Annotated in this window: 23 protein-coding genes, 1 pseudogene and 1 other annotated feature; of the genes and pseudogenes, 3 read left to right on the forward strand and 21 right to left on the reverse strand. The window is 33.3% G+C overall.

Annotated elements, in window-relative coordinates:
* Window positions 1-28 precede the first annotated feature (28 nt).
* Complete coding sequence (locus tag BLT22_RS00755; protein ID WP_087057170.1) at window positions 29-460, forward strand: GNAT family N-acetyltransferase; 432 nt, start codon at window positions 29-31, stop codon at window positions 458-460.
* Between the two features lie 46 nt (window positions 461-506).
* On the opposite strand, the gene BLT22_RS00760 is transcribed toward BLT22_RS00755, so the two are convergent.
* The 5 genes from BLT22_RS00760 to yjbM are packed head-to-tail and all read right to left on the reverse strand — an operon-like array spanning window position 507 to window position 4,161.
* Complete coding sequence (locus BLT22_RS00760; protein ID WP_087057169.1) at window positions 507-755, reverse strand: DUF3006 family protein; 249 nt, start codon at window positions 753-755, stop codon at window positions 507-509.
* Between the two features lie 53 nt (window positions 756-808).
* Complete coding sequence (locus BLT22_RS00765; RefSeq protein ID WP_091759537.1) at window positions 809-1,807, reverse strand: ComEC/Rec2 family competence protein; 999 nt, start codon at window positions 1,805-1,807, stop codon at window positions 809-811.
* A complete protein-coding gene (locus BLT22_RS00770; RefSeq protein WP_087057167.1) occupies window positions 1,808-2,701 on the reverse strand; it encodes an RluA family pseudouridine synthase in 894 nt (297 codons plus the stop codon).
* Window positions 2,691-3,503 carry an NAD kinase gene (locus BLT22_RS00775; protein WP_236048730.1) on the reverse strand — a complete coding sequence of 271 codons (813 nt, stop codon included), beginning with the start codon at window positions 3,501-3,503 and terminating at the stop codon, window positions 2,691-2,693. Before BLT22_RS00775 ends, BLT22_RS00770 begins: the two co-directional genes overlap by 11 nt.
* A gap of 4 nt (window positions 3,504-3,507) precedes the next feature.
* Window positions 3,508-4,161 carry a GTP diphosphokinase gene (yjbM, locus tag BLT22_RS00780; RefSeq protein WP_087057165.1) on the reverse strand — a complete coding sequence of 218 codons (654 nt, stop codon included), beginning with the start codon at window positions 4,159-4,161 and terminating at the stop codon, window positions 3,508-3,510.
* Between the two features lie 102 nt (window positions 4,162-4,263).
* Between yjbM and BLT22_RS00785 the strand changes: the two genes are divergently transcribed.
* Window positions 4,264-4,860, forward strand: coding sequence for a CYTH domain-containing protein (locus BLT22_RS00785; protein ID WP_087057164.1), 597 nt, complete (start codon window positions 4,264-4,266; stop codon window positions 4,858-4,860).
* Between the two features lie 213 nt (window positions 4,861-5,073).
* Entirely contained in the window at window positions 5,074-5,703 is a 630-nt protein-coding gene (locus BLT22_RS00790) for a DsbA family protein (protein ID WP_091759540.1), read from the forward strand.
* 49 nt (window positions 5,704-5,752) lie between these two features.
* Here the strand turns inward: BLT22_RS00790 and pepF are convergent, their stop codons facing one another.
* The 16 genes and pseudogenes from pepF to coaE form a co-directional block, all read right to left on the reverse strand.
* Window positions 5,753-7,570, reverse strand: coding sequence for an oligoendopeptidase F (gene pepF / locus BLT22_RS00795; protein WP_091759543.1), 1,818 nt, complete (start codon window positions 7,568-7,570; stop codon window positions 5,753-5,755).
* 68 nt (window positions 7,571-7,638) lie between these two features.
* Window positions 7,639-8,109: a hypothetical protein gene (locus BLT22_RS12585; RefSeq protein WP_407142425.1), complete on the reverse strand. Its 471-nt coding sequence runs from the start codon at window positions 8,107-8,109 to the stop codon at window positions 7,639-7,641.
* 162 nt (window positions 8,110-8,271) lie between these two features.
* Window positions 8,272-8,804, reverse strand: a pseudogene (locus BLT22_RS12590) (competence protein CoiA); the annotation flags it as partial.
* 93 nt (window positions 8,805-8,897) lie between these two features.
* Window positions 8,898-9,557 (reverse strand): adaptor protein MecA, encoded by a 660-nt coding sequence (locus BLT22_RS00810; protein WP_087057159.1) that lies wholly within the window; start codon window positions 9,555-9,557, stop codon window positions 8,898-8,900.
* Window positions 9,558-9,838: 281 nt separating this feature from the next.
* Window positions 9,839-10,246, reverse strand: a complete 408-nt coding sequence (gene spxA / locus BLT22_RS00815) for a transcriptional regulator SpxA (protein WP_087057158.1) — start codon at window positions 10,244-10,246, stop codon at window positions 9,839-9,841.
* A 390-nt stretch (window positions 10,247-10,636) separates the two neighbouring features.
* Window positions 10,637-11,656, reverse strand: a complete 1,020-nt coding sequence (gene lplA / locus BLT22_RS00820; RefSeq protein WP_091759550.1) for a lipoate--protein ligase — start codon at window positions 11,654-11,656, stop codon at window positions 10,637-10,639.
* A gap of 13 nt (window positions 11,657-11,669) precedes the next feature.
* Window positions 11,670-12,413, reverse strand: coding sequence for an MBL fold metallo-hydrolase (locus tag BLT22_RS00825; RefSeq protein ID WP_087057156.1), 744 nt, complete (start codon window positions 12,411-12,413; stop codon window positions 11,670-11,672).
* Between the two features lie 117 nt (window positions 12,414-12,530).
* Window positions 12,531-13,928, reverse strand: coding sequence for a protoporphyrinogen oxidase (gene hemG / locus BLT22_RS00830; RefSeq protein WP_091759555.1), 1,398 nt, complete (start codon window positions 13,926-13,928; stop codon window positions 12,531-12,533).
* 549 nt (window positions 13,929-14,477) lie between these two features.
* Window positions 14,478-14,837, reverse strand: a complete 360-nt coding sequence (gene rplT, locus BLT22_RS00835; protein ID WP_087057873.1) for a 50S ribosomal protein L20 — start codon at window positions 14,835-14,837, stop codon at window positions 14,478-14,480.
* A gap of 54 nt (window positions 14,838-14,891) precedes the next feature.
* Entirely contained in the window at window positions 14,892-15,092 is a 201-nt protein-coding gene (rpmI, locus tag BLT22_RS00840; RefSeq protein WP_072694501.1) for a 50S ribosomal protein L35, read from the reverse strand.
* Window positions 15,093-15,118: 26 nt separating this feature from the next.
* The gene (gene infC / locus BLT22_RS00845) at window positions 15,119-15,622 is read right to left on the reverse strand and encodes a translation initiation factor IF-3 (protein WP_072694500.1); all 504 of its coding nucleotides are present in this window, start codon (window positions 15,620-15,622) and stop codon (window positions 15,119-15,121) included.
* A gap of 291 nt (window positions 15,623-15,913) precedes the next feature.
* Window positions 15,914-17,842 (reverse strand): threonine--tRNA ligase, encoded by a 1,929-nt coding sequence (gene thrS, locus BLT22_RS00850; protein ID WP_091759558.1) that lies wholly within the window; start codon window positions 17,840-17,842, stop codon window positions 15,914-15,916.
* Window positions 17,843-17,938: 96 nt separating this feature from the next.
* Window positions 17,939-18,166: a binding site (T-box leader), on the reverse strand.
* A gap of 57 nt (window positions 18,167-18,223) precedes the next feature.
* Window positions 18,224-19,153: a primosomal protein DnaI gene (gene dnaI / locus BLT22_RS00855; protein WP_087057877.1), complete on the reverse strand. Its 930-nt coding sequence runs from the start codon at window positions 19,151-19,153 to the stop codon at window positions 18,224-18,226.
* The gene (locus BLT22_RS00860; protein WP_091759561.1) at window positions 19,153-20,577 is read right to left on the reverse strand and encodes a replication initiation and membrane attachment family protein; all 1,425 of its coding nucleotides are present in this window, start codon (window positions 20,575-20,577) and stop codon (window positions 19,153-19,155) included. The genes dnaI and BLT22_RS00860 overlap by 1 nt, the downstream gene beginning before the upstream one ends.
* Before the next feature lie 39 nt (window positions 20,578-20,616).
* Window positions 20,617-21,081, reverse strand: coding sequence for a transcriptional regulator NrdR (gene nrdR / locus BLT22_RS00865; protein ID WP_087057881.1), 465 nt, complete (start codon window positions 21,079-21,081; stop codon window positions 20,617-20,619).
* A 61-nt stretch (window positions 21,082-21,142) separates the two neighbouring features.
* A complete protein-coding gene (coaE, locus tag BLT22_RS00870) occupies window positions 21,143-21,748 on the reverse strand; it encodes a dephospho-CoA kinase (RefSeq protein WP_087057883.1) in 606 nt (201 codons plus the stop codon).

Genomic DNA, 21,748 nt, shown 5'->3' on the forward strand with positions numbered 1-21,748 from the left:
AAAAATCTATATTTTGAGGAGTTTTTTTATGGAATTCAAGTGGGCCGATGATATATCAAATAAAGTATACAAAGACGCTATACATATAAGAAAAGAAGTCTTCGTAAAAGAACAAAAGGTAGATCCATCGCTAGAAATTGATGAACTGGAAGATCAAACGCTGCACCTTGTAGGTTATATAAACTCAGTTCCTTCAGCTACAGCAAGGATCTATGAAAAAGCGCCTCATTTATTTAAGATCCAAAGAGTTGCCGTTGTTAGTAGTGCACGAAAGACAGGGGCTGGCAAGAAATTAATGGCGGAATTAGAACGGTATATACGAACTCAAAATGCAGAGATCATGATATTAGATTCTCAAGATCAAGCAATTCCTTTCTATGAAAAATCTGGATTTTCCATGGAAGGAGACGGGTTTATGGATGCTGGAATTCCACATCATCGAATGACAAAAAGAATTTAAAGGCGAAGCACGCTTCGTCTTTAACCATACACTGTTCACTAATTACTTAATGCTTTCTTTTCAAAAGTTTTTCCCTTCTTTTTTTATTATTCTGCAATCTTTTTTGAGTCTCTGCTCGTAATACTTTTATGAAAAGTTTGTTATCACCATCAATAACAGTAGGCTCTATTTCTAAAACATCCCCAACTTTACAATCGTCAGGTAATTTATCTTTTGTCAAAATGATTTCATCACTTTTATCATCCGGGACTAATTTAGCTTTATTATTCTCCAAAGATTCAAAAACTACTATCATAGGAACCACCTTATCTGATTATATATTCAGAATTTCTTGCAGTATTAAGTTATTTACTTACTTTTTTCTAATTCTATATCCATCTTATCCGACTCATTCACTTGTATAGAGATTGTTCCATTTTTTATTGTATTATATAAAGGAACTCCCTGTTTCTCTAACCGAGCCAAAGTTTCTTTATGCGGATGACCATAAGAATTATTTGCTCCTGCTTGCACAATTGCAATTTGTGGGTTTACTGCATTAAGCCATTCATTACTGGTACTATCCTTAGAACCATGGTGTCCGACTAGAAGTATATCTGCTACTAGATCAAAGTATTGTTCCATTAACCGAGTTTCAACTTTAGAAGAAACATCGCCAGTTACCATAGTTCGTATACCATTTAAAGTTATTTTTGTTACAATAGATTCTTCATTCTGATCTTCTGTTACAGCTTTTTTGAACGGGCTGAATACCTCGATTTTAAACGGCCCTACAGTTTTTTCTTCTTGCGCTTTAGGTTCATAGTATAGAGCACCTGAATCTTCGATAGCATCCAATAAATCTTCATAAATCACTGTAGTATGGTCAACTCCGTTCATCCAAACTTCTTTTACGTTATAATAATCCAGAACTAAATCACCATTACCAATGTGGTCTGCATCATTGTGGGTAAAAATCAATAAATCGATCGTTCCTCCAGTACCTATATATTGATCAAGATATTTAATAATTCTTTTATCAGGATCATCATATCTACCAGTATCAATCAAGATATTTGTTCCATCACTGGCCTGCATTAAAGTAGCCGAACCTTGCCCCACATCAAAAAATCGAATGGTCCCTTCAGCACTCTTTTCTTCACCCGCTATACGATGATTCAATTCAGAAAAAACAGAAGTCACATCATCCGTTATTTCTTGAGCTCTTTTTGAAAAGTACTTTACATCATACGGATTATCTCCGAAAAACAAGCCCATTAAAAAAGCAACACCTAAAAGTAGTGTTGTAAGGACAATTTGTAATCGTTGCTGCTTTTGTTTTTTAGTTAATTTTTTCTTTCTAACCATTTATTTCCCTCGCAGTACTTCGATCAATTCTTTTAAATCATTAGGAAGTGGTGCATATATTTTTAAGAATTGCTCAGTAAACGGATGCTGAAATGATAATTCACTGCAATGAAGAGCTTGCCTAAAAAAATAGTCGCTTTCCTCTCCATACAAATTATCACCTAATAGCGGACAATCAATATGAGAAAAATGGACTCTGATTTGATGTGTTCTACCAGTGTGCAGCTTTACTTTTACTAATGTAGCATGACTATATCTTTCCTCAACCCAATACTCTGTTAGTGAAGGCTTTCCGTCTGCTCTTACTTCTCGTGTAATAATTGAATCTGCTGTACGTCCTATAGGCGCTTCAATAAAGTCATGATTTTCAATTAATACGTCAGAAATAATCGCCTGATAAAGCTTTTCTACTTCTTGCTTTCTCATCTTTTGATCGATCATCGAATGCGCAAGGGCATTTTTGGCAAAAATCATTGCTCCAGATGTTTCTCTATCCAGTCTTGTAACCACATGCACAGTTTTATGCGTATAATAATTTCGCTCAACATAGCCTCTGATTCTATTAGCCATTGTGTCTTCTCGATGGGTTGAAGAAGGAACAGACGCTACTCCAGCAGGTTTATTTACAATAAGATAATGTTCATCTTCAAATAAAATATCTAATGGCTTTTCAGATGGCTTCAAATAAGGATTAGCCGGTTCTATCGGTATTGACATTCGAATAGTATCACCAATATTAAGCGTATGTCTTACCCTTACCTCTTCGCCATTCACTTCCAGTTGCCCACCTCTAAATTTAACTTTTGCGAGCATTTTTTTTGATATTTTCTTTTCTTTTAAAAAAGTTTTTAGCATTCTTGGTTCAGTCTCTTCATATTTCCATTCAATGATCATTTCTTTTTCTCGCTCCCAAAAATGCATCTTCTACTCTATTCCAGAAATGAGTATGCTGATAACGTGCAAATCGAATTCGCTCATCTGCAATTTTAAACCTAAGTTCAGAAACTTCTGATTCAGTGGTCACTACTTGATCAATGGTAAAAACAAAATCAGTTGTTTCAATAGGTATTATTTTGATCCATTCATCAGGAGCTATAACCATTGGAGAACTTAAAGTACGAAACACACGATTATTTAATGAAGCCATTTCCGTTAACTGAAGAGCTTCCAACCGCGGATGTAAAACTGCTCCACCAATTGATTTATTATATCCTGTAGATCCCGTGGGAGTAGAGATACACAGGCCATCACCACGAAAGCGCTCAAACTGTTCGTCTCTAATATAAACATCACACACTAGAGTACCGTCGACTCTTTTAATTGTAGATTCATTCAGGGCAAGAAAATGTGCAGGAGCTGTTTTGTTTTTGAAATAAATTTCAACATCTAATAGTGGATACTGAACGAATTCTCCATTGTCTTTTTTTAGACTCTCAATCAATTCCCCAATATTGTACTCACGCCAGTCTGTATAAAATCCTAAGTGTCCGGTGTGAACCCCTATAAAGCGCACTTGATTCAAAATATGAGCATAACGATGAAATGCAGATAAGAGTGTACCATCTCCCCCAACAGAAATGACAATCGCAGGATTTTTCTGATCGATAATAAATCCATTCTCTTTAAGCATTGCACGTAATTTTTTATATACTTTATTTGATTCTCCCGTTGAGTTAGACACAATTGCTACTCTCACTATACTATTCCTTCCATTCGTTTCTATTAAAAGGTGATTTACCATCTTTAAATCTAAAATTACTTTGTGCTTCTTTTATTTCCTCTCTTATAGTCGACATTTCTTCATCTAACTGGAAAGCTGATTCAGCAGCTTTTTGAAGCCTTAAGTTAATTTCGTGTGGAAATTCCCCTTGATACTTATAATTTAAAGAATGCTCAATTGAAGCCCAGAAGTTCATTGCTAAAGTTCTAATTTGTATCTCAACTAAAACATATTTCACTTCATCAATCAGTTGAACAGGGTATTCACAAATCAAATGATATGATCGGTATCCACTATTTTTTTTATTTGTCACATAATCTTTTTCTTGAACCACTTTAAAGTCATGACGATTTTTTAATAGTGTTACAACATCATAGATATCTTCTACAAACGGACACATAATTCGAATGCCCGCTAAATCTTCCATCTCTGTTTCTAACTTTTCCAATGAAACATTTCTAGTTCTAGATTTTAATAAAATACTATTAACTGGTTTGACACGCCCAGTTACAAATTCGATCGGTCCGTGCTGTTTGCTTAATTGATAAGAAGTTCTAATTCCTTTAAGTTTAACTTTCAATTCATTCACTGTTTGAGTATACGGAAGTAAAAATAATTCCCAGTCTCTATCCATTTATATTACCTTCTTTTCATTTCCTTCTTTCATTCTTCTCTGATCTATTGTAACATATTTATGGATAAAACCGTAATATAGACCCCGGAATGAGGATTACATATGAAGCAAAATATTGAAATTGAATTTAAAAATTTATTGACCGAAAATGAATATAACAGTTTATTTGAAGGATTACATTTAAAAACCAAAGATGTCTTCTCACAAGAAAATATTTACTTTGATACTGTAAATTTTGACTTAAAAAGCAAAAAACTGGCCTTAAGGATTAGAATAAAAGAAGACACTGCCGAGATTACTTTAAAATCTCCTCACAAAAAGCATTTATTGGAAACAAATATAACAATTAGTTTAGCTGAAGCTTACTCTATTAAAAAGAGCACTGTCTATTTTGCTTCGGGTATGATCGCTGATGTCTTAAAATCATATGATCTTGACCCTAGAACCCCTCTTAAAATTTTTGCGCAGTTAAAAACTGAACGTGTCGAACAAATAAACAGGAATAGTATTATTGTTCTAGACAAAAATTACTACGCTGACAAGATAGATTACGAATTAGAAGTTGAAAGCTTGAGTGCAGAAGAAGGAGAACAGCTTATTGATAATTTGATGAATGATTTTTCTATCCCCAAGCGAAAAACACTTAATAAAATTATTCGAGCTTATAACGCGCTGCATTCAAAAACCGCTGATGATTAAATGTCTTGTTCTAATTGTGACGATTTTGTCACATACCAATAAACTTTATGACAAAATCTATGCAGATGATTATTAATATTTTCTCGTCTTTGTTAATCTAGTAATTGTAAAGATAAATCACACAAGTTATTCTAAATTTATATATTACTAATTAGACATTAAGCACTTCAGACGAGAAACTAACAAAATAAATTATTGTAAGGTGAGTATAAAATGGTATTAAATAACGTTATAGAATTGTTTTTATTTATAAATCCTTTAGGGACAAATAGTTTTGATGCAGAAGAAACGGTGGAAGCTTTTTCTAAAGAAAGAGAAGAAAAAGTAAAAATTAGTTTTATTCCCCTTTTAAATTTTAATTCAGTAAAAAAACAATTAATAAGTGAAAAAAATGGACTAACCTCTATTGAAGATCGTAATAAGATGTACACTGACTCTTTCAATGCTAGTTTAGCTTTTGCCGCTGCTTCTATGCAAGGCAAAAAGAAAGCCAGAAAATTTTTAATGACGCTTCAGAAAAACATTATTGAAAATAACAATACTTTTTCTAAATCACTAGTCTTAAAAAGTGCACAAGCAGCTAAATTGGATATTGAAATGTTTGAAGAAGATTTCAATTCTGATTTAGTTAAAACGGCTTTTACTAAAGACCAGAAATTAGCTCAAGAAATGTCTGTACAAGATACACCTGCTTGTGTTTTATTTACTGGAACTGGTGAAAAATATGGATACCGTGTTGATTCTATTCTCTCTAAACAGTTATTACATGGGTTATGTTCAAATAATCCTATCCCTCCTGAAATATCAGAGATAAAAAATAAATATAAATTCCAGACCGTTTAACTACCAATGAAAAGCCCTCTAAATAAACTTAGAGGGCTTTTTTATCTAATTAGAGATTTAAATCTTTTAGTGTATCTTCAAATTCATTCAATCTTGCTTCAAAAACTTTCATTGCTTTCACAATATAGTCTTTATTTGTCATATCAACCCCAGCTTTTTTCATTACCTCAATTGGAAAGTCGCTACTTCCAGCTTTCAGATAATTTAAATATTTTTCCAGAGCATCGTCTTTTCCATTCAAAATATTATCTGCTAAAGCAGTGGCAGCACAAAAGCCTGTAGAATATTGATAAACATAATAATTATAATAGAAATGAGGAATCCGAGCCCATTCATACTGAATCTCAGTGTCTTTTTCTACAGCCTTCCCATAATATTTACTATTAATTTCTGCATAATTTTTGCTCAAATAATCTGCAGTCAAAGGTATTCCTTTAGCTGCTTCTTCATGCATGAAATGTTCAAATTCTGCGAATTGCGTTTGGCGGAAGACCGTTCCTTTAAATCCGTCAAGGTAGTGATTTAATACATAAGCACGTGCTTTTGGATCTTCAGTTGTTTTCAGTAAATAATCAGTTAGAATATTTTCGTTTGTTGTAGAAGCAATTTCTGCTAAGAAAATTGAATAATCACCATAAACAAACGGTTGATTATCTCGCGTAAAGTAACTATGCGCACTATGACCAAGTTCATGTACTAATGTATATAAATGATTAAGGGAATCATGCCAGTTCAATAAGATATATGGATTAGTATCGTAATCTCCTGAGGAATATGCTCCACTACGCTTCCCTTTATTTTCAATAACATCAATCCAACGATGGTTAAAAGCTTTTTCTAATACATTTTTATATTCAGAACCAAGTGGAGCAAGTCCTTTTAGCGTCTCTTTCTTCGCTTCATCATAGGTATATTTCAAACTCGCTTCTCCAGTTATTGGAGTATATAAATCATACATGTGCAATTCACTAACATTTAAGATCTTTTTGCGTAATTCCATATAACGATGCAGTAAAGGTAAATGTTCATTAACAACATCAACAAGCGTTTCGTGAACCGACTCGGGAATATGATTAGCAGAGAGCGCTCTTTCTCGAGCAGAATTAAACTTGTGTACTGATGCTTGATAATTATGATTTTTCACATTTGCAGACAACGTGCTGGCAAATGTATTCTTTAATCCTTCATAGATTTCATACATTTTCTGAAATGCTTCTTCTCTGACTTCTCTATTTGTGCTTTCTAGTAACTGACCATACATTCCATGAGAAAGTTGAACTTCTTCTCCATGTTCTCCTTTCACTTTAGGAAAAGTCAAGTCAGCATTATTTAACACACTAAAAGTCTGGCTAGAAGCTGTCAAAATATCACTGGCCCCAGCTAATAATGCCTCCATTTCTGCAGATAAAACATGCTCTCGATTTGCAGTCAGCTGATCGATATAATGTTTGTAAATAGTCAATTCTTTTTTTTCTTCGAAATATCCTTTTAATTTATCTTCTGATAAAGATAATAGTTCTGGTTCAAACCAAGAAGTTGCTTCTCCAGCTTTAGTAGCTAGCAAACGAGCGCGGTCATTCATTGCCTGATAAGTACCATTAGAGGTATCTTGATCGTTTTTTAAATGGGAGTAGACATATACTGATCCTAATGAACGGTAAACATCAAGAATAGATTCAAGTGCTTCGAAAAAATCCTCTGCTCTATTTGCTAGTGTTCCTTGTAAACTAGAAATTTTTTGAACCTTATTCTCAGCATCTTTAATGGCATTTTCCCATTCTTGATCTGACTTAAAGATCACAGTCAAATCCCAGGTTAATTCTTTTGAAACTTCTTCACGTTTTGGTAACGATTTTACTTCTGACATTGAAGTCCCTCCTAATATTAGCTATGAAATAATGATAACACACTTTAAAAATCATTAGAATATACAAACTATTCTGATTGTTCATTATTTGAAGATTTCATTGATGAGTTTTTTGTTAATGTTTCTAGTTTTACTTCTTCATTATTAAAACGTTTTGCTCGTTTTTGTACACTCCATTTGTTTTTTCGAATCATTTTTATAATATTATGTTGAGCTAATACTTCCATGTATTCATAACATATAATTTTACTAATATTTCCATGGATTTGAGGCATTCTATAACACTTTATTTTTCCTTTTATTATGAGCAGTTCAATAAATCTATCAAGATTTTTACTGGTAATTACTTGGCCGATTTGATGATTTTCTATCCATTTAAGTAAATAATATTTCCATTGAAAAGCTAAGGTTTCAATAAGCCATTCATGTTTTACTGGTATATAAAGTTCTACTGGCATGTTAAGTAATGTTTCATTATCTAAGTATAGTTCTTGACAAAATTGCCGAATTTTAGAATTAGAATAGTGCGCAGCCCCCATTAAATTAAAATGTATCTCCTTTAAATCAAAAAAAAGCTTATCTGTGTCAGGAATCACTTCTTTCGTTGTACTTTCTTCTACTAATTCAATTAAGTAACTTAATTCTACAGTTAACGAATTGTAATGCCACTTTTTACCATAAGACTTCTGGATATGACTTAATATCTGAAGACTTTGATTTTTTGCGGAATAGTGCATTATATAAAAGGAAAATACTGGATGTACTCGTATAAAACTTTTCTGTAAGTCCGTAATCCGAGGACCTGGTTTCAGGTTATTTCCTAAAATCCAAATCACTTTATATCCGCTTGCTTTGTAGCTATTTGTCCTTTCAATCACTTTTTCTATTGGAATTGGGCTACACTGATATTCAATTACAATTTTTTTTTACTCTCTATGAGTATATCTGGTCTCTGATTTAAATTTTTTAAATATGCTTCTAATTTTACTTTGTACCCTTTTTTCTTGAAAAAGTTATACAGCGCTAGTTTTCCTTCCAGATGTTCTCTGGTTTCTCCTTCCGTAAATACCTTACAAGCTTCCTTAGGATGATGTGAAAAATGAGGAATCTTACTTTCTCCTTTCTTAAGAAAAACCCTTTTCCCACAACTTGGACATATTAAGTCTTTAAGAAGCTGTGCTTTATTATCACCAGCTTGTATATATTCATTAGTCTTCGTCAGCGCAATTATCATTTATATCAACCCTTTCTATTATTACTACTGTTTTATTAAATAAAAATTAATCAAAAAACCACAGAACTATAAGCTCTGTGGTTTCAAAGATTCTTATTTAAAGTAGTGTCTAATTAATTCTAGGGCACTGTTATCCATAATTACTTCTGCATATTCATCTAATACTTCAGAAGAAATTCTACTTTTCTCTCCAAATTCAAGAATATGGGCTATTTCTTCTTCCATTGTTCTTATAACCATTTCTTCTACAAAAAATACAATGTGCAAGTAATACTGGTCTTTATATTTGTATAAAGTAGATGCTCCACTCTCTAGAGAAAATTCTTGAGCCATCATAATGACCTGTTCAAAATTTCGAAACATAAAAATTACTTCTCGTGATTTAACATCCTGAGCTTTTAAATACTCTTCTAATCCATCAGGTTTAACGTTTTGAGATAATTTTTCATTCAACATTCTTACAGGATCCGTTGTTGACTCTTCATCTATCTCATCATTTAATTCTTCTTTAAATTGAGCACCCTTACTGATAAAGAGTTCTAAACCATTGTTATTTGGCATAACTTGAAAAGTAACAGCATCCGATTCTTGAAATTCTTCGTCTATATCTACTTCTTCAAGAATACTGTAGAAAAAACTCTCGATTTGTTTTTGGTTTCCTAATAAATCAAGAAAGGTGATGCCTCTTTCTTCGAGGTCCCTATTTTCTATTTTTACACGGATCGTATCATCATTAATATGTTCGATTTCCATCTTTCTAGCACCTCATTCCTTTAATCAGTGTTAGGCATATATAGATTATAGTGTTTGCCGAATCGTAGGGTAAATTTAATTATTATTCTAACTACATCTCTTCAATGTAAATGTTTGTAAAAATAAAGCTTAAACGTTGAATCATTAAGAGCCTACGCTCTTGCTATTATACAAAATGGAAGAAACGAATACAAGCGAATGATTCACATAAAATAAAAAAGATTCGACTTGGTTTTGAACCGTCGAATCTTATAACAGTTGTATTTGCTCTTAACTCAATACTAGCTGTTAGAAAGAGCAACTAGTCTTTGAGCTCTTTCTAACTCTAAAGCTCTTACTTCTCTAGGAATGAACTGACGAATTTCGTCTTCATTATATCCAATCTGCATACGTTTCTCATCGAGTACGATGGGTCTGCGTAACAAACTTGGTGTCTCTTGAATTAGTGTATATAACTCTTTTAAAGATAATTCATCTATATCAAGATCCAATTCTTGAAAAGCTTTAGAACGAGTTGAAATAATTTCTTCTGTACCCTCTTCTGTCATTCGCATAATTGATTTAATTTCTTGGATGCTAATTGGAGTTGACGCAATATTTCTTTCTTCATAAGGGATCCCGTATTCTTCTAACCATGCCTTCGCTTTTCTGCATGATGCACAACTCGGTGATGTAAATAATGTTACCATTATGTATTTCTCCCTTCTAAATTCTGTATATTTAGTAGTTGAATTTCTTACATATTGACTACACTTATAACTATAAACGAATTGTGAACACTTGTAAAGTCCTTTTGTCATTTTTCTGTCAAACATTATATTACTTTTATGTAATAATCATGTAAAAAACATTAAAAAGGTTGTGTTTATACCTTTATCTTATAATTATTCATATTCGACAAAAAACTACTTTATTTATAATCATTACAATTTGAAACTATAGTTTGTCACATCCATTTTGTCTTTTAAAATATCTATTCCTATCCCCTAGATATTAAAACACTTTCTTTTTAAAAAAATTATGTACATCAAAAAACAACACGAGTAGAAATTTTTACCCGTGTTGTTTTTTGATGTAGTTTAATAGAATAGTTGAACTAATTCATCTACGCTAACTTTTCCAAAATATTTATTTATATCTATTTCTTCAAAAGTATCTCGTATTGATTTTTCTTCATAGGTTTTTCCAATCAATTTACTTTCGACATCTGAAATTTCTCCTAATCCAAAGAAGTCTCCATATATTTTCAGATCTTCTATAATTCCTCTGTTAACATTCATTTTTACTTCAACTGTTCCCACAGAAAGACGTTCGCTACGTTCTAGATCAAATTTAGGTGACTTTCCATAATTCCAATCCCAGTTTGCAGTGTATTTTTCAGCAAACTTATCAATTTTTTGCCAGTCTTCCTCTGTTAATTTATACTCTTTAACTTCTGATATATTATCCACATCAAATATATTCAGCAAAAGTTTTTCTTTAAAATCTTTAGCGTTCATATACTGATACTCGTCGCTAAGATACGGTTTAATGTTTGTTACACGACTTCTAATAGATTTTATACCTTTAGACTCCAACTTATGCTTTTTAGGTCTTAACGCTCCTACAACTGCTTCAATTTCAGAATCAAACATTAATGTTCCATGTGCTGTTAATCTACCATTCTTGGAATACATTGCATTACCAGAGAATTTTTTATCATCAATAACTAAATCATTACGTCCTCTCAGTTCTGCTCCTTCAACACCCATTTTATGGAGCCCATCTATCACTGGAGAAGTAAATTTTTTGAAGTCTCTAAAAGAGTTTCCATCATCTTTAGTCAAAAAACAAAAACATAAAACTCCTAAATCATGATAAACTGCGCCGCCCCCAGAAAAGCGTCTAACTACAGTTACATCATGCTCATTCACGTAATCTGTATTCACTTCCTCGAAAGTATTCTGATTCTTACCAACAATGATTGAATTATCATTTATATAAAAAAGTAAAATTGGTTCATCCAACTCAACTTCATTTAATAAATAGTATTCAACAGCAAGATTGACTCTCGCATCATGAATTTCTTGACCATTTCTTTCGTTTTTCACATAGTACATGTACTCTACCCCTTTAAATTATTAATTCTAAGTTTTTTTCTGCTAAGATTGTCTTTGTCTTCGGTGCCTCTTCAGCTGCTTCTCTTCTTAATTTCTGTAGATCCCCTTCTTGTGGCAAATGACTTAAAACCAAAGTTTTCACGTTGGCTTTATTAGCTATTTGACCACATTCTTTTGAGGTCATATGAACAGAATGGTTTTCCATCCCTTTAAAGAAATTAGAATCTGCAATTAAAAGATCTGCATCTTTTGCTAATGGAATCAACTCTTCAATAAACCCTGAATCGGCTGTAAACACCATTACTTTACCGGTTTTTCTTTCTAGAATTCTAAATGCATAGCAAGGCACTGGATGAAGCGTTTTTAAGTGAAAAATATCAAACGGGCCAATCGAAATCTGATCTTGTTTTGTATAATCAATTCCCTGACTCACTTCATCCATAGTTATTTTCGAAAACGCCTGCTCATCATCATTGTGTCCATAAATGGGTAAAATAGAAGATCTATTCCCGTCACCATCCCTTTTTAGCAGTCTGGTAAATTGTAACACGCCTAAATCAGCAACATGGTCATGATGATAATGGGTAATTAGGACTGAATCTAAATCTAATGGATCCAGATGGTGTTCCAATGCTAATAATGATCCACTTCCAGCATCAAGTAATAAATGATATCCTTCTGATTCCAATAAGTATGAACTAGTCCCAATGTCTCTAGTTGGATAGCCACCATAATAGCCTAAAACGATTACTCTCATATTGATCTTCCTTTCTTATTTACTCTAGAATACTCCAGATTAAAATAAAAAAACAGCCAAAACTATAGAATGCTTATAGTTTAGCTGTTATATATAATAATTCCTAATTAATATATACTATTTTGTTTTTTTTAGATATGCAATTACTTTCTCACTCACTTTGTTTCCTTGTTCTATACAACTATTGATTCCAAATCCATTGACTCCATTACCTGCAAGATAGATACCTGGATAGTCATTTTTAATGGCATCAAGCAATCTTGGCTTCTCGTCTTGATTTTTAAATGAAGATTTAAGATATGAATTCGTCCATCTTTTTACAACATGATAAATTGGTTCTTCAGTAATTCCCAATATTCTTTCAAGATCCTTAAGTAATAACTCTTCAATTTGTTTATTACTTAGCGAGAGCATAATTTCTTCATTCCCTCGTCCAAAATAGACCCCTATCAGTTCTTCTTCTTTTTCTTTTAAGTTTTCCCATTTCTTATTTAACCAAACGATACTTGAAATGTGAGAATCATTTCGTCTAGAACACAATACCCCATTTCCTTGTGGTTCATTTTTTATTGTGCCTTTAGGGAAGCTGAACATAGAGTAACCTATAGAAGTTGTCCTGATATCTTTAAAATAATCAATTAATTCAGGATCATTAAAAAGCTCTCTATAAACACTTGGATCAGTCGCAACAATCACCGCTCCAACTCTAACTTGTTCTTTCTGATTGATATCTATAATATACGTATCTTCTATACTTTTCTTGATTTCGGTTACTTTTTTAGAAAATAGAACATGTTCTTTAACTTCTTTTAATAGAGCTTTTGTCAAGGTTTCTAGCCCTTGCTTAAACGATATCTGATTTCCGTTACCGTCTAACAAATTCGGATTTGCTTCTATAGCTTTCGTTAGATCCCCATATTGTTGTTCTAATTCTACTATTTGTTTATTAAGTACTTCTATACTTGTTGATTCCATGTCTGTCACATATATTTCAGAAAAATACGGTTCAGCTACGTACTCAGTTAATTCTGATCCAATTCTAGCAGTAAGGTAGTCCATTACACTGGTTTTTTCATGTACTTCACTTTCTGACAAATACGTATCTTTTAGATAAGATATTTTCCCTTGAAAAGAAAGAATATCATACTTCCATATGTCAGATCGTTTAGCAGGGATTCCATTATACGAAGGATTTTCAATATGGTATAGCTTATTAAATGCATAAATATCTTGTTTGCCGTATTGACTACGTATTACTTCTTTTTGAAGATTTAATTCTTCTATTAGATCCATGGTGTGATTTGTTCTTATATCTATAGATTCTGCTCCAATATCTAAATAGTCTTCTCCTATTTTCATAGTATGTATCTTTCCGCCTGAACGAATAGATCCTTCTAAGACCAATAATTCTAATGGTAAATTTTCTTCTTTAATTATTTTCTTCAAACGATATGCTACCGTAAGTCCTGTAATTCCAGTACCGATAACGGCTATTCTTTTCTTTGACCTTTCCATCGCCTCATACCTTCCGTATACATATAAGGTGTTACTGTTTTATAACCTTACCATTTTATAAAGGTACTAGATTACTTATCAAATGTAATATTGATTTTTATTTTAAAAAAATTTTTTTTATTTAAGATGAGTCTGTTTCTATACACTTAAACTTTCCAAATAGACAGTTTAGTATTTATTAGATTTGTAAATACTAAAACTATTTTCTCTAGTAAGATTGTTTTCTTGTGATAAATTTAAGATTATGCAGTAGTAACTATTATATCATGGATGAAGTTTTAATATTTGAATTTTTTTATTAATTCTCTGTGAGTTTATTACTCATTACATATTTTTTAATCAGAATTCATAATTTTACTATAACCGTGTTTATATAACTATCCCCTTTTATTACAGGATGGTTCACGTTGTCATTCTAATATTTTTATAAATTAGTTTTTCCAGTTGGATGTCTCTACGATATCATATTTAGTAGAATCAATCCATATACTTTTTCAGACAAAAAAATCCTCGTTTAAGTAAACGAGGATAGGTAATTTGTAATGAAAACTATTTAGATAGTGCTTCTTTAGCTTGGTCAGCTAATGTAGTAAATGCAGCTGCATCACTCACTGCTAATTCAGCTAACATTTTACGGTTCATATCGATTTCAGCAAGTTTAAGTCCGTGCATGAATTTTGAGTAGCTTAAACCGTTCATGCGTGCCGCAGCATTAATACGTGCGATCCATAATCTACGGAAGTTACGTTTATTTTGTTTACGGTCTCTATATGCATATTGATATGATTTCATTACTTGTTGTTTTGCAACTTTGAACAAGCGATGCTTTGCTCCGTAGTACCCTTTAGCTAACTTCAAGACGCGATTACGACGTCTACGAGTAACTACTCCACCTTTAACTCGTGCCATTCTTTATTTCCTCCTTGGTTGCGCTCTTGAAAGATAAAAGCGCTCGTACAATTCTTATTTCATTTTAGCAAGTTGTTGTCTAATACGTTTAAAGTCACTATGTGAAACCATTGCAGACTTACGTAAGTGACGTTTTTGTTTTTGAGATTTATTTGCAAACATGTGGCTACGTTTTGCGTGGCTACGTTTCAGTTTGCCAGAACCTGTTCTTTTAAAACGTTTTGCTGAACCTTTATGTGTTTTTTGCTTAGGCATTATTGTCTTCCTCCTACACTATTGTCTTATTTCTCAGATGTCGGTGCAAGCATTAAGAACATGCTACGGCCATCCATTTTAGCTTTTGATTCGACTTGTGAAATGTCAGACGCTTCTTCCGCCATACGTTCTAATACTTCACGTCCTATTTCCTTGTGAGTAATCGCACGTCCACGGAATCGAATAGATACTTTCACTTTATCGCCTTTTTCCAAAAATTTACGAGCGTTACGCAATTTCGTATTGAAATCGTGATCATCAATAGTTGGACTCAAGCGAATCTCTTTGACGTTAACGACTTTCTGATTCTTTCTTGCTTCACGTTCTTTCTTTTGTAATTCGTAGCGATATTTACCATAATCCATAACACGAGCCACTGGTGGTTTAGCATTTGGTGCAACTAGAACTAAATCTAAATTGGCATCTTCAGCTAACCTCATTGCCTCGTTGCGTTGGATTACCCCAATCTGTTCACCGTCTTTGCCGATCAAACGTACTTCTTTTGCACGAATACGATCGTTGACAATCATGTCTTTTGCTATGGTGGTTCACCTCCAAAATATTTGCGAGAAAGCACGGCAGAAAAAAAGAGGGGACTTTGTAATAAAAGCCCCCTCTTTATCTCCGCTATCAGAGAATGAATTGCTTCATCCAGTCTGATACTCAAAGTAACTCTTGGTTACTCTGAATTATATACGTTCGATATCTGCCCTAGGATTTAGATCCTAAAGGCGAGAAGCGGGCGCTTCTGCTTCGTTTTCTCAACTCTTATATAGTACCAGAATGGTAAGAGTATGTCAATACATACTTAGTTATTTAATTTATTTTACTGATTCTGATAGAAATCGAGAGATGAATTCTGCTTTAGGATAAGTGTTTGTTTCTTTTTCACCATATTTTCGAACACTTACACTATTACTTTCAACTTCACTATCGCCTACAATAATTTGATAAGGAATTTTAAGTGTTTGAGCATGTCGAATCTTATATCCCATCTTTTCATTGCGATTATCAATTTCAATACGTAAGCCCTTTGCAGCTAATTCTTCATTTAATTCATTGGCATAATCAGCATGAATGTCTAAATTAACTGGAATGATTTTTGCTTGTACAGGAGCCAACCATGTCGGGAATGCGCCTTTGTATCTTTCTATCAGATAAGCAACAAACCGTTCCATAGTCGAAACTACACCACGATGGATTACAACAGGTCGATGCGTATCCTGACCATCTTCACCCACATAAGTTAGATCAAACCTTTCTGGCAATAGGAAATCTAACTGTACAGTAGATAATGTTTCTTCAATTCCAAGAGCTGTTTTCACTTGAACGTCTAATTTTGGACCATAAAATGCAGCTTCACCAATGGCTTCAAAGTACTCAAGACCCATTTCGTCAAGTGTTTCTTTTAACATTGACTGTGCTTTTTCCCACATGGCATCATCATCAAAATATTTTTCAGTGTTTTTGGGATCACGATAACTTAGACGGAATCGATAGTCTTTAATATCAAAGTCATCATAAACAGCCAGCATTAACTCAATCACTCGACGAAATTCTTCTTTGATTTGATCAGGTCTAACGAATACATGCGCATCATTCAATGTCATCTCACGAACGCGCTGCAAACCTGACAAAGCTCCACTTTTTTCATAGCGATGCATCTGACCTAATTCTGCTATTCTGATTGGCAGATCACGGTAACTTCTTACATCATTTTTGAAGACCATCATATGATGTGGGCAGTTCATTGGTCGAAGTACGAGCATTTCGCCGTCCCCCATGTCCATTGGAGGAAACATATCTTCATGATAGTGATCCCAGTGTCCAGATTTCTTATAAAAGTCAACATTTGCCATGATTGGCGTATAGACATGCTGATAGCCCATACTAATTTCTTTATCTGTAATATAGCGCTCGATCACACGGCGAATCGTTGCTCCTTTGGGTAACCAAAACGGAAGACCGGATCCTACTTCCGGCGAAAGCATAAAGATATCTAATTCTTTTCCTAATTTACGGTGATCTCGTTCTTTTGCTTCTTCGCGCATCTTTAAGAATTCTTTCAACGCTTTCTTATCAAAGAATGCTGTACCGTAAATCCGCTGCATCATTTTATTGTCAGAGCTGCCTCTCCAATAAGCACCTGCTAATGAAAGTAATTTGAAGACTTGAATACGGCCAGTTGAAGGAACATGAACACCTCTGCACAGATCCGCAAATTCACCCTGCTCATAGATAGAGATTACTTCGTCTTCAGGTAAGTCAGTAATCAATTCAACTTTATAAGGATCATTTTTAAATAAATCAAGTGCTTCTTCTCTAGAAATCTCTTTACGAACAATGGGTAAATTTTCTTTAACGATTGCCATCATTTCTTTTTCAATTTTTTCCAAGTCTTCTTCAATAATTGGCTGTTCTGAATCAGTGTCATAATAAAATCCTGTGTCAATTGCCGGACCTACTCCAAATTTCACGTCTGGATATAGCCTTTTGATTGCTTGAGCCATTAAGTGGGCAGTTGAGTGTCTTAATACTTCAAGAGCATTTTCATGATCAGGTGTAACGATCTCCAGTTCCCCGTCTTCCTTTAAAGGTTGATTATAATCAACTAACTTCCCATTCCACTTTCCAGCCAGTCCCTTTTTTTCAAGTGACTTTGCGATACTGCTCGCTATATCTTTTGGAGTTGCACCAGATTCTACTTCTTTTATAGAACCATCTGGTAGTTTAACTGCTATTTCTGACATTGATTTTCCTCCTAGTTATAATGTGATTTCATTTATTCAATGAGTTTTATAAGTTTAAAATATACAAAAAGTCCCATTGAATAAGAAAAACTTACTCAATGGGACGTGATTTATAACGTGGTTCCACCCAACTTCATAGAAAATAAGAAATACTATCTTCTAACTTCGTTCAGCTCTTTAACGCAGAGTAACGTCTGCCTTTACTTGGTTCAAGACAGCGCTCGAAAGGGGTCAATTTCAGGTTTATTATAGAAGACTTTCAGCTATTGTCTTCCTCTCTTAATAATAAATTCCTAAAAAGGTTAGCTTTCTCTAAGCTTTTTAAAATTTGATTAATAGTAGAATAACACGCTTCTTTGATTCTTTCAATACTTTTTTATTCTATGAATGTCTTCTATTGTCACCTGTCATCTCTACTTCTTTTGACAGAAACTTAATTCGTTCCATAATTCTTTTTGCTTTTAATGGTTCATTTTCCCCTCGTTGGGTTACTCTGAAGTGTTCATCTTCTAAATGAGCCATATCAAAATTAGATGAGAAAAAGGTAGGCAGCTGTTCTTGCATTCTATATTGTAATATAACGCCTAAAATATCGTCACGAATCCAACTGGACATTGAATCAGCTCCTATATCATCAATCATTAGGATTTTAGCTTTTTTGAAAATGGTCAATTTTTCTTCTGTTGTATTTTGACCTATAGAATTTTTCATTTCAACAGCAAAGCTAGGAAAGTGGACAAGTGTAGAGGGGTGCCCTTGTTCAGAAAGCTCATGAGCAATAGCCCCAAGTAAAAAAGTTTTGCCTACGCCAAACTTTCCATATAAATAAAGACCTTGTTGGAATTCATCAGGGTTTTCAAGATATTGATCAATAAAATCATATGCTCTTTCAACAGCTTCATTCCTACCTGGAGTACTTTCAAACTGATCAATACTAAAATTTTTTATGTCTTTTGGCATGTACATAGAATGAATCCTTTGATTAATTGCTGCTTGTTTTTGGCGGTTGGTTAAATCAGTAGAGGGTTCATAAGTCACATCAATTCGCTTATTGTTGATTAACAGTTTTGGAACATACCCCGGCATTAGCTCTCCACTCTGAACAGCCGCTTTCTTTTTTTCAACAACAAACTCATAAAGTTTAGCTGCGCTTCGTTCAATGGCTTCTTTATCAAGAATCTTACTGTTTTCAGCTAAGAATTTTCTTACATCCGGGTCTTTAAAAACTTCATTTCGAATAATCTCTTCATATTTTTCAGTCATCTTATTTGAATTCATCATACTATCTAATTGCTTGCGAATACTTTCCACTACTCACCACCGCCTTTCTTACGGTTACGGATGCGTTCCAATCGCTTCCTGAATTCTTCTTGTTTCTCTTTATCAACTTCTTCACCTTTATTTTCTTCTGTAGCCCATTTTGGTAAAGTTTCTTTCTTGATATAAGCTTTTTTATTATTTGTTTTTGAAGAATAGGTACTTTGTCTTGTTCGCTTTGCTTCTCTTGTATCAGTATATAACTGCTTAACTTTTTTTAACGCTTCTTCAGGTGAAGTTATACCGCTTATAGCCCAGTCATTAGCCACCTTTAGTGCCAAACTTTTTTCTAATACTGGAGCATTTTTCCCAATTAAAACATAGTTAATCAGCATATTGATTACCGAGGTGGGAAGAGAAGATTGTTCTATTAGCTCTTTAATCAGATAAAGCTCATTACTCGAAACAAAGCCGCCCTTTTGCGCTTTGATAGAACTAAGGTATTCTCCAGGTTTCACTTCTTCAGCATGAAGAATCACTTCAATCTCATGATCATTAAATCCACTCTGACTCAGACGATATCGACGGTTAGATTCTTTTGTTTTTTCCGCTTTTATTGTTTGATCTACTTTATCCGTAAACTGAACTTTATTTGCTTGTTTTCGATGGAAGTCTTGCTGGACCTCCTGAGATAATTTATTACCATTAATAGTTGAAGATTCTATGTCCGTTGCCTGAAGTACATATTTCTGAAGTTCCATTTCATCTAATCCATATATTTCATGTAACGAAAGAATGATTTCTTTTATTTCATTAGTTATTGATTTTTTATCAATGAAATGATTATTCAGTCCTTCTATAAAAAATGACCAATCAAAATCACTTTGTTTAGCTACTTCTTTAACTGCAGAAAAAGTTGCAACTTCAATAACATCTTTTTCCAAGTCAGTAGTAGTTAGTTGATTATGCTTTTGGATATTAAAATGATAAACATCTAAAAATGATTTAGTGATCTCTTCGTACTCTTCCACAAGAGGTTCTTTGCTAGTAAATTGCCGTCTAATATCTTTAAACGTTTTTTCTCCAACTTTTTCAAATAAAATCAGTTTCATCATATGATCATTAAAAAATTGTGCGGCTGTTAATGGCGGCTTTAATTCAAATAAATACTGATCTGCTTCTTTTTTACTTTTATAGACGCTTAACAATCCAAGTCCTTCTAAGCGAATTCGTGCCTGGTACAATTCAGGTATTCCCATATCAAGTATGGTCAACAATTCTGATAACGGTTTTCCACTAGTCCACTCGGCACTGCTTTGTAAAGACTCTTTTAAGAGCATATAAAGTGCATATGCAGCATTACCGATTAGCGGTTGGTATATAGTTGTTAACACCCTGACATCTTGGTCAGAAAGGGGATGTGACTCTCTTAGGATAAAATAATCTTTTGGTTTTACATGCTGCCACGGATAATTCACTGTACTATTTCCCCTTCCCTTTCAGTTAATTATACCCATTTACTGATCTTTCCGTTTTTTTTCTAATTCCTGCATTTCTTTCATGAACACTTCGATATCTTTAAATTGTCTGTATACACTAGCAAATCTTATATAGGCTACATCATCTAATTCCGCTAGTTCGTCCATTACATACTCACCTATTTTAGTCGATCGTATCTCACTATCTCCATGATCTCTAATTTTATATTCTACACGATTAACAATTCTTTCCTGTTCTTCAGCAGTAACTGGACGCTTTTCAAAAGCTCTCCTTAATCCTCTTAATAGTTTTTCACGACTAAATTCTTCACGTGTTCCATTTTTCTTAACCACTAATATAGGTGGCTGTTCTAATCTCTCAAATGTTGTAAATCGAAAGGCGCATTGCTCACATTCTCTACGTCTACGAATAGCTTTATTATCATCAGCAGGCCGACTATCGACGACTCTACTTCCGTTATTTTGGCAGCGAGGACATTGCACAGTCATCAATCCTTTTATTATAATCTTTCTGATTTTTAGTTATATTTATTATACCATAGCTTTATTCGCTGTAATACCCTTTACTAACGAGCCACTTAACGACTTGTGCTTCTGTTTCCTCTATTGTCCCTTCATTGTAAATAACAATATCTGCCATTTCTATTTTTTCCGATAATGGTAACTGAGATTCAATTCTCATTTTTGCTTCTTCAACTGTAAGTTCATTTCGTTTCATTAATCTTTTTAATTGGGTTTCTTCACTGACTGCTACAACCATTATTTCGTCCACTTCATTTTCATAGTGTGCTTCAATCAATAAAGGAATATCTAAAATAATCAATGGCTCATTTCGTGCAAGTAATTTATTTTTTTCTGAAACTATCCATTCTCTAATATGATGAACTAGACATTCATCTAGTTGCTTTCTTTTCTTTGCGTCATTAAATATAATCTGTCCTAATTTAACTCTATCAAGGCTTCCAGAATCTAATAATATTTGTTTTCCAAATATTCTAACTACTTCTTCCAATCCTTTAGTTCCAGGATCTAATATCTTTCTTGCTCCAATATCAGCATCAACAATTTTGAAATGATACTTTTTGAAAATTTGGCTAACTGTTGATTTACCACTAGCAATTCCACCTGTTAATCCTAATACATTTGCCAT

Origin of the sequence: Marinilactibacillus psychrotolerans (assembly GCF_900101525.1) — a bacterium.
In the GTDB taxonomy this organism is placed as follows: Bacteria; Bacillota; Bacilli; order Lactobacillales; family Carnobacteriaceae_A; genus Marinilactibacillus; species Marinilactibacillus psychrotolerans.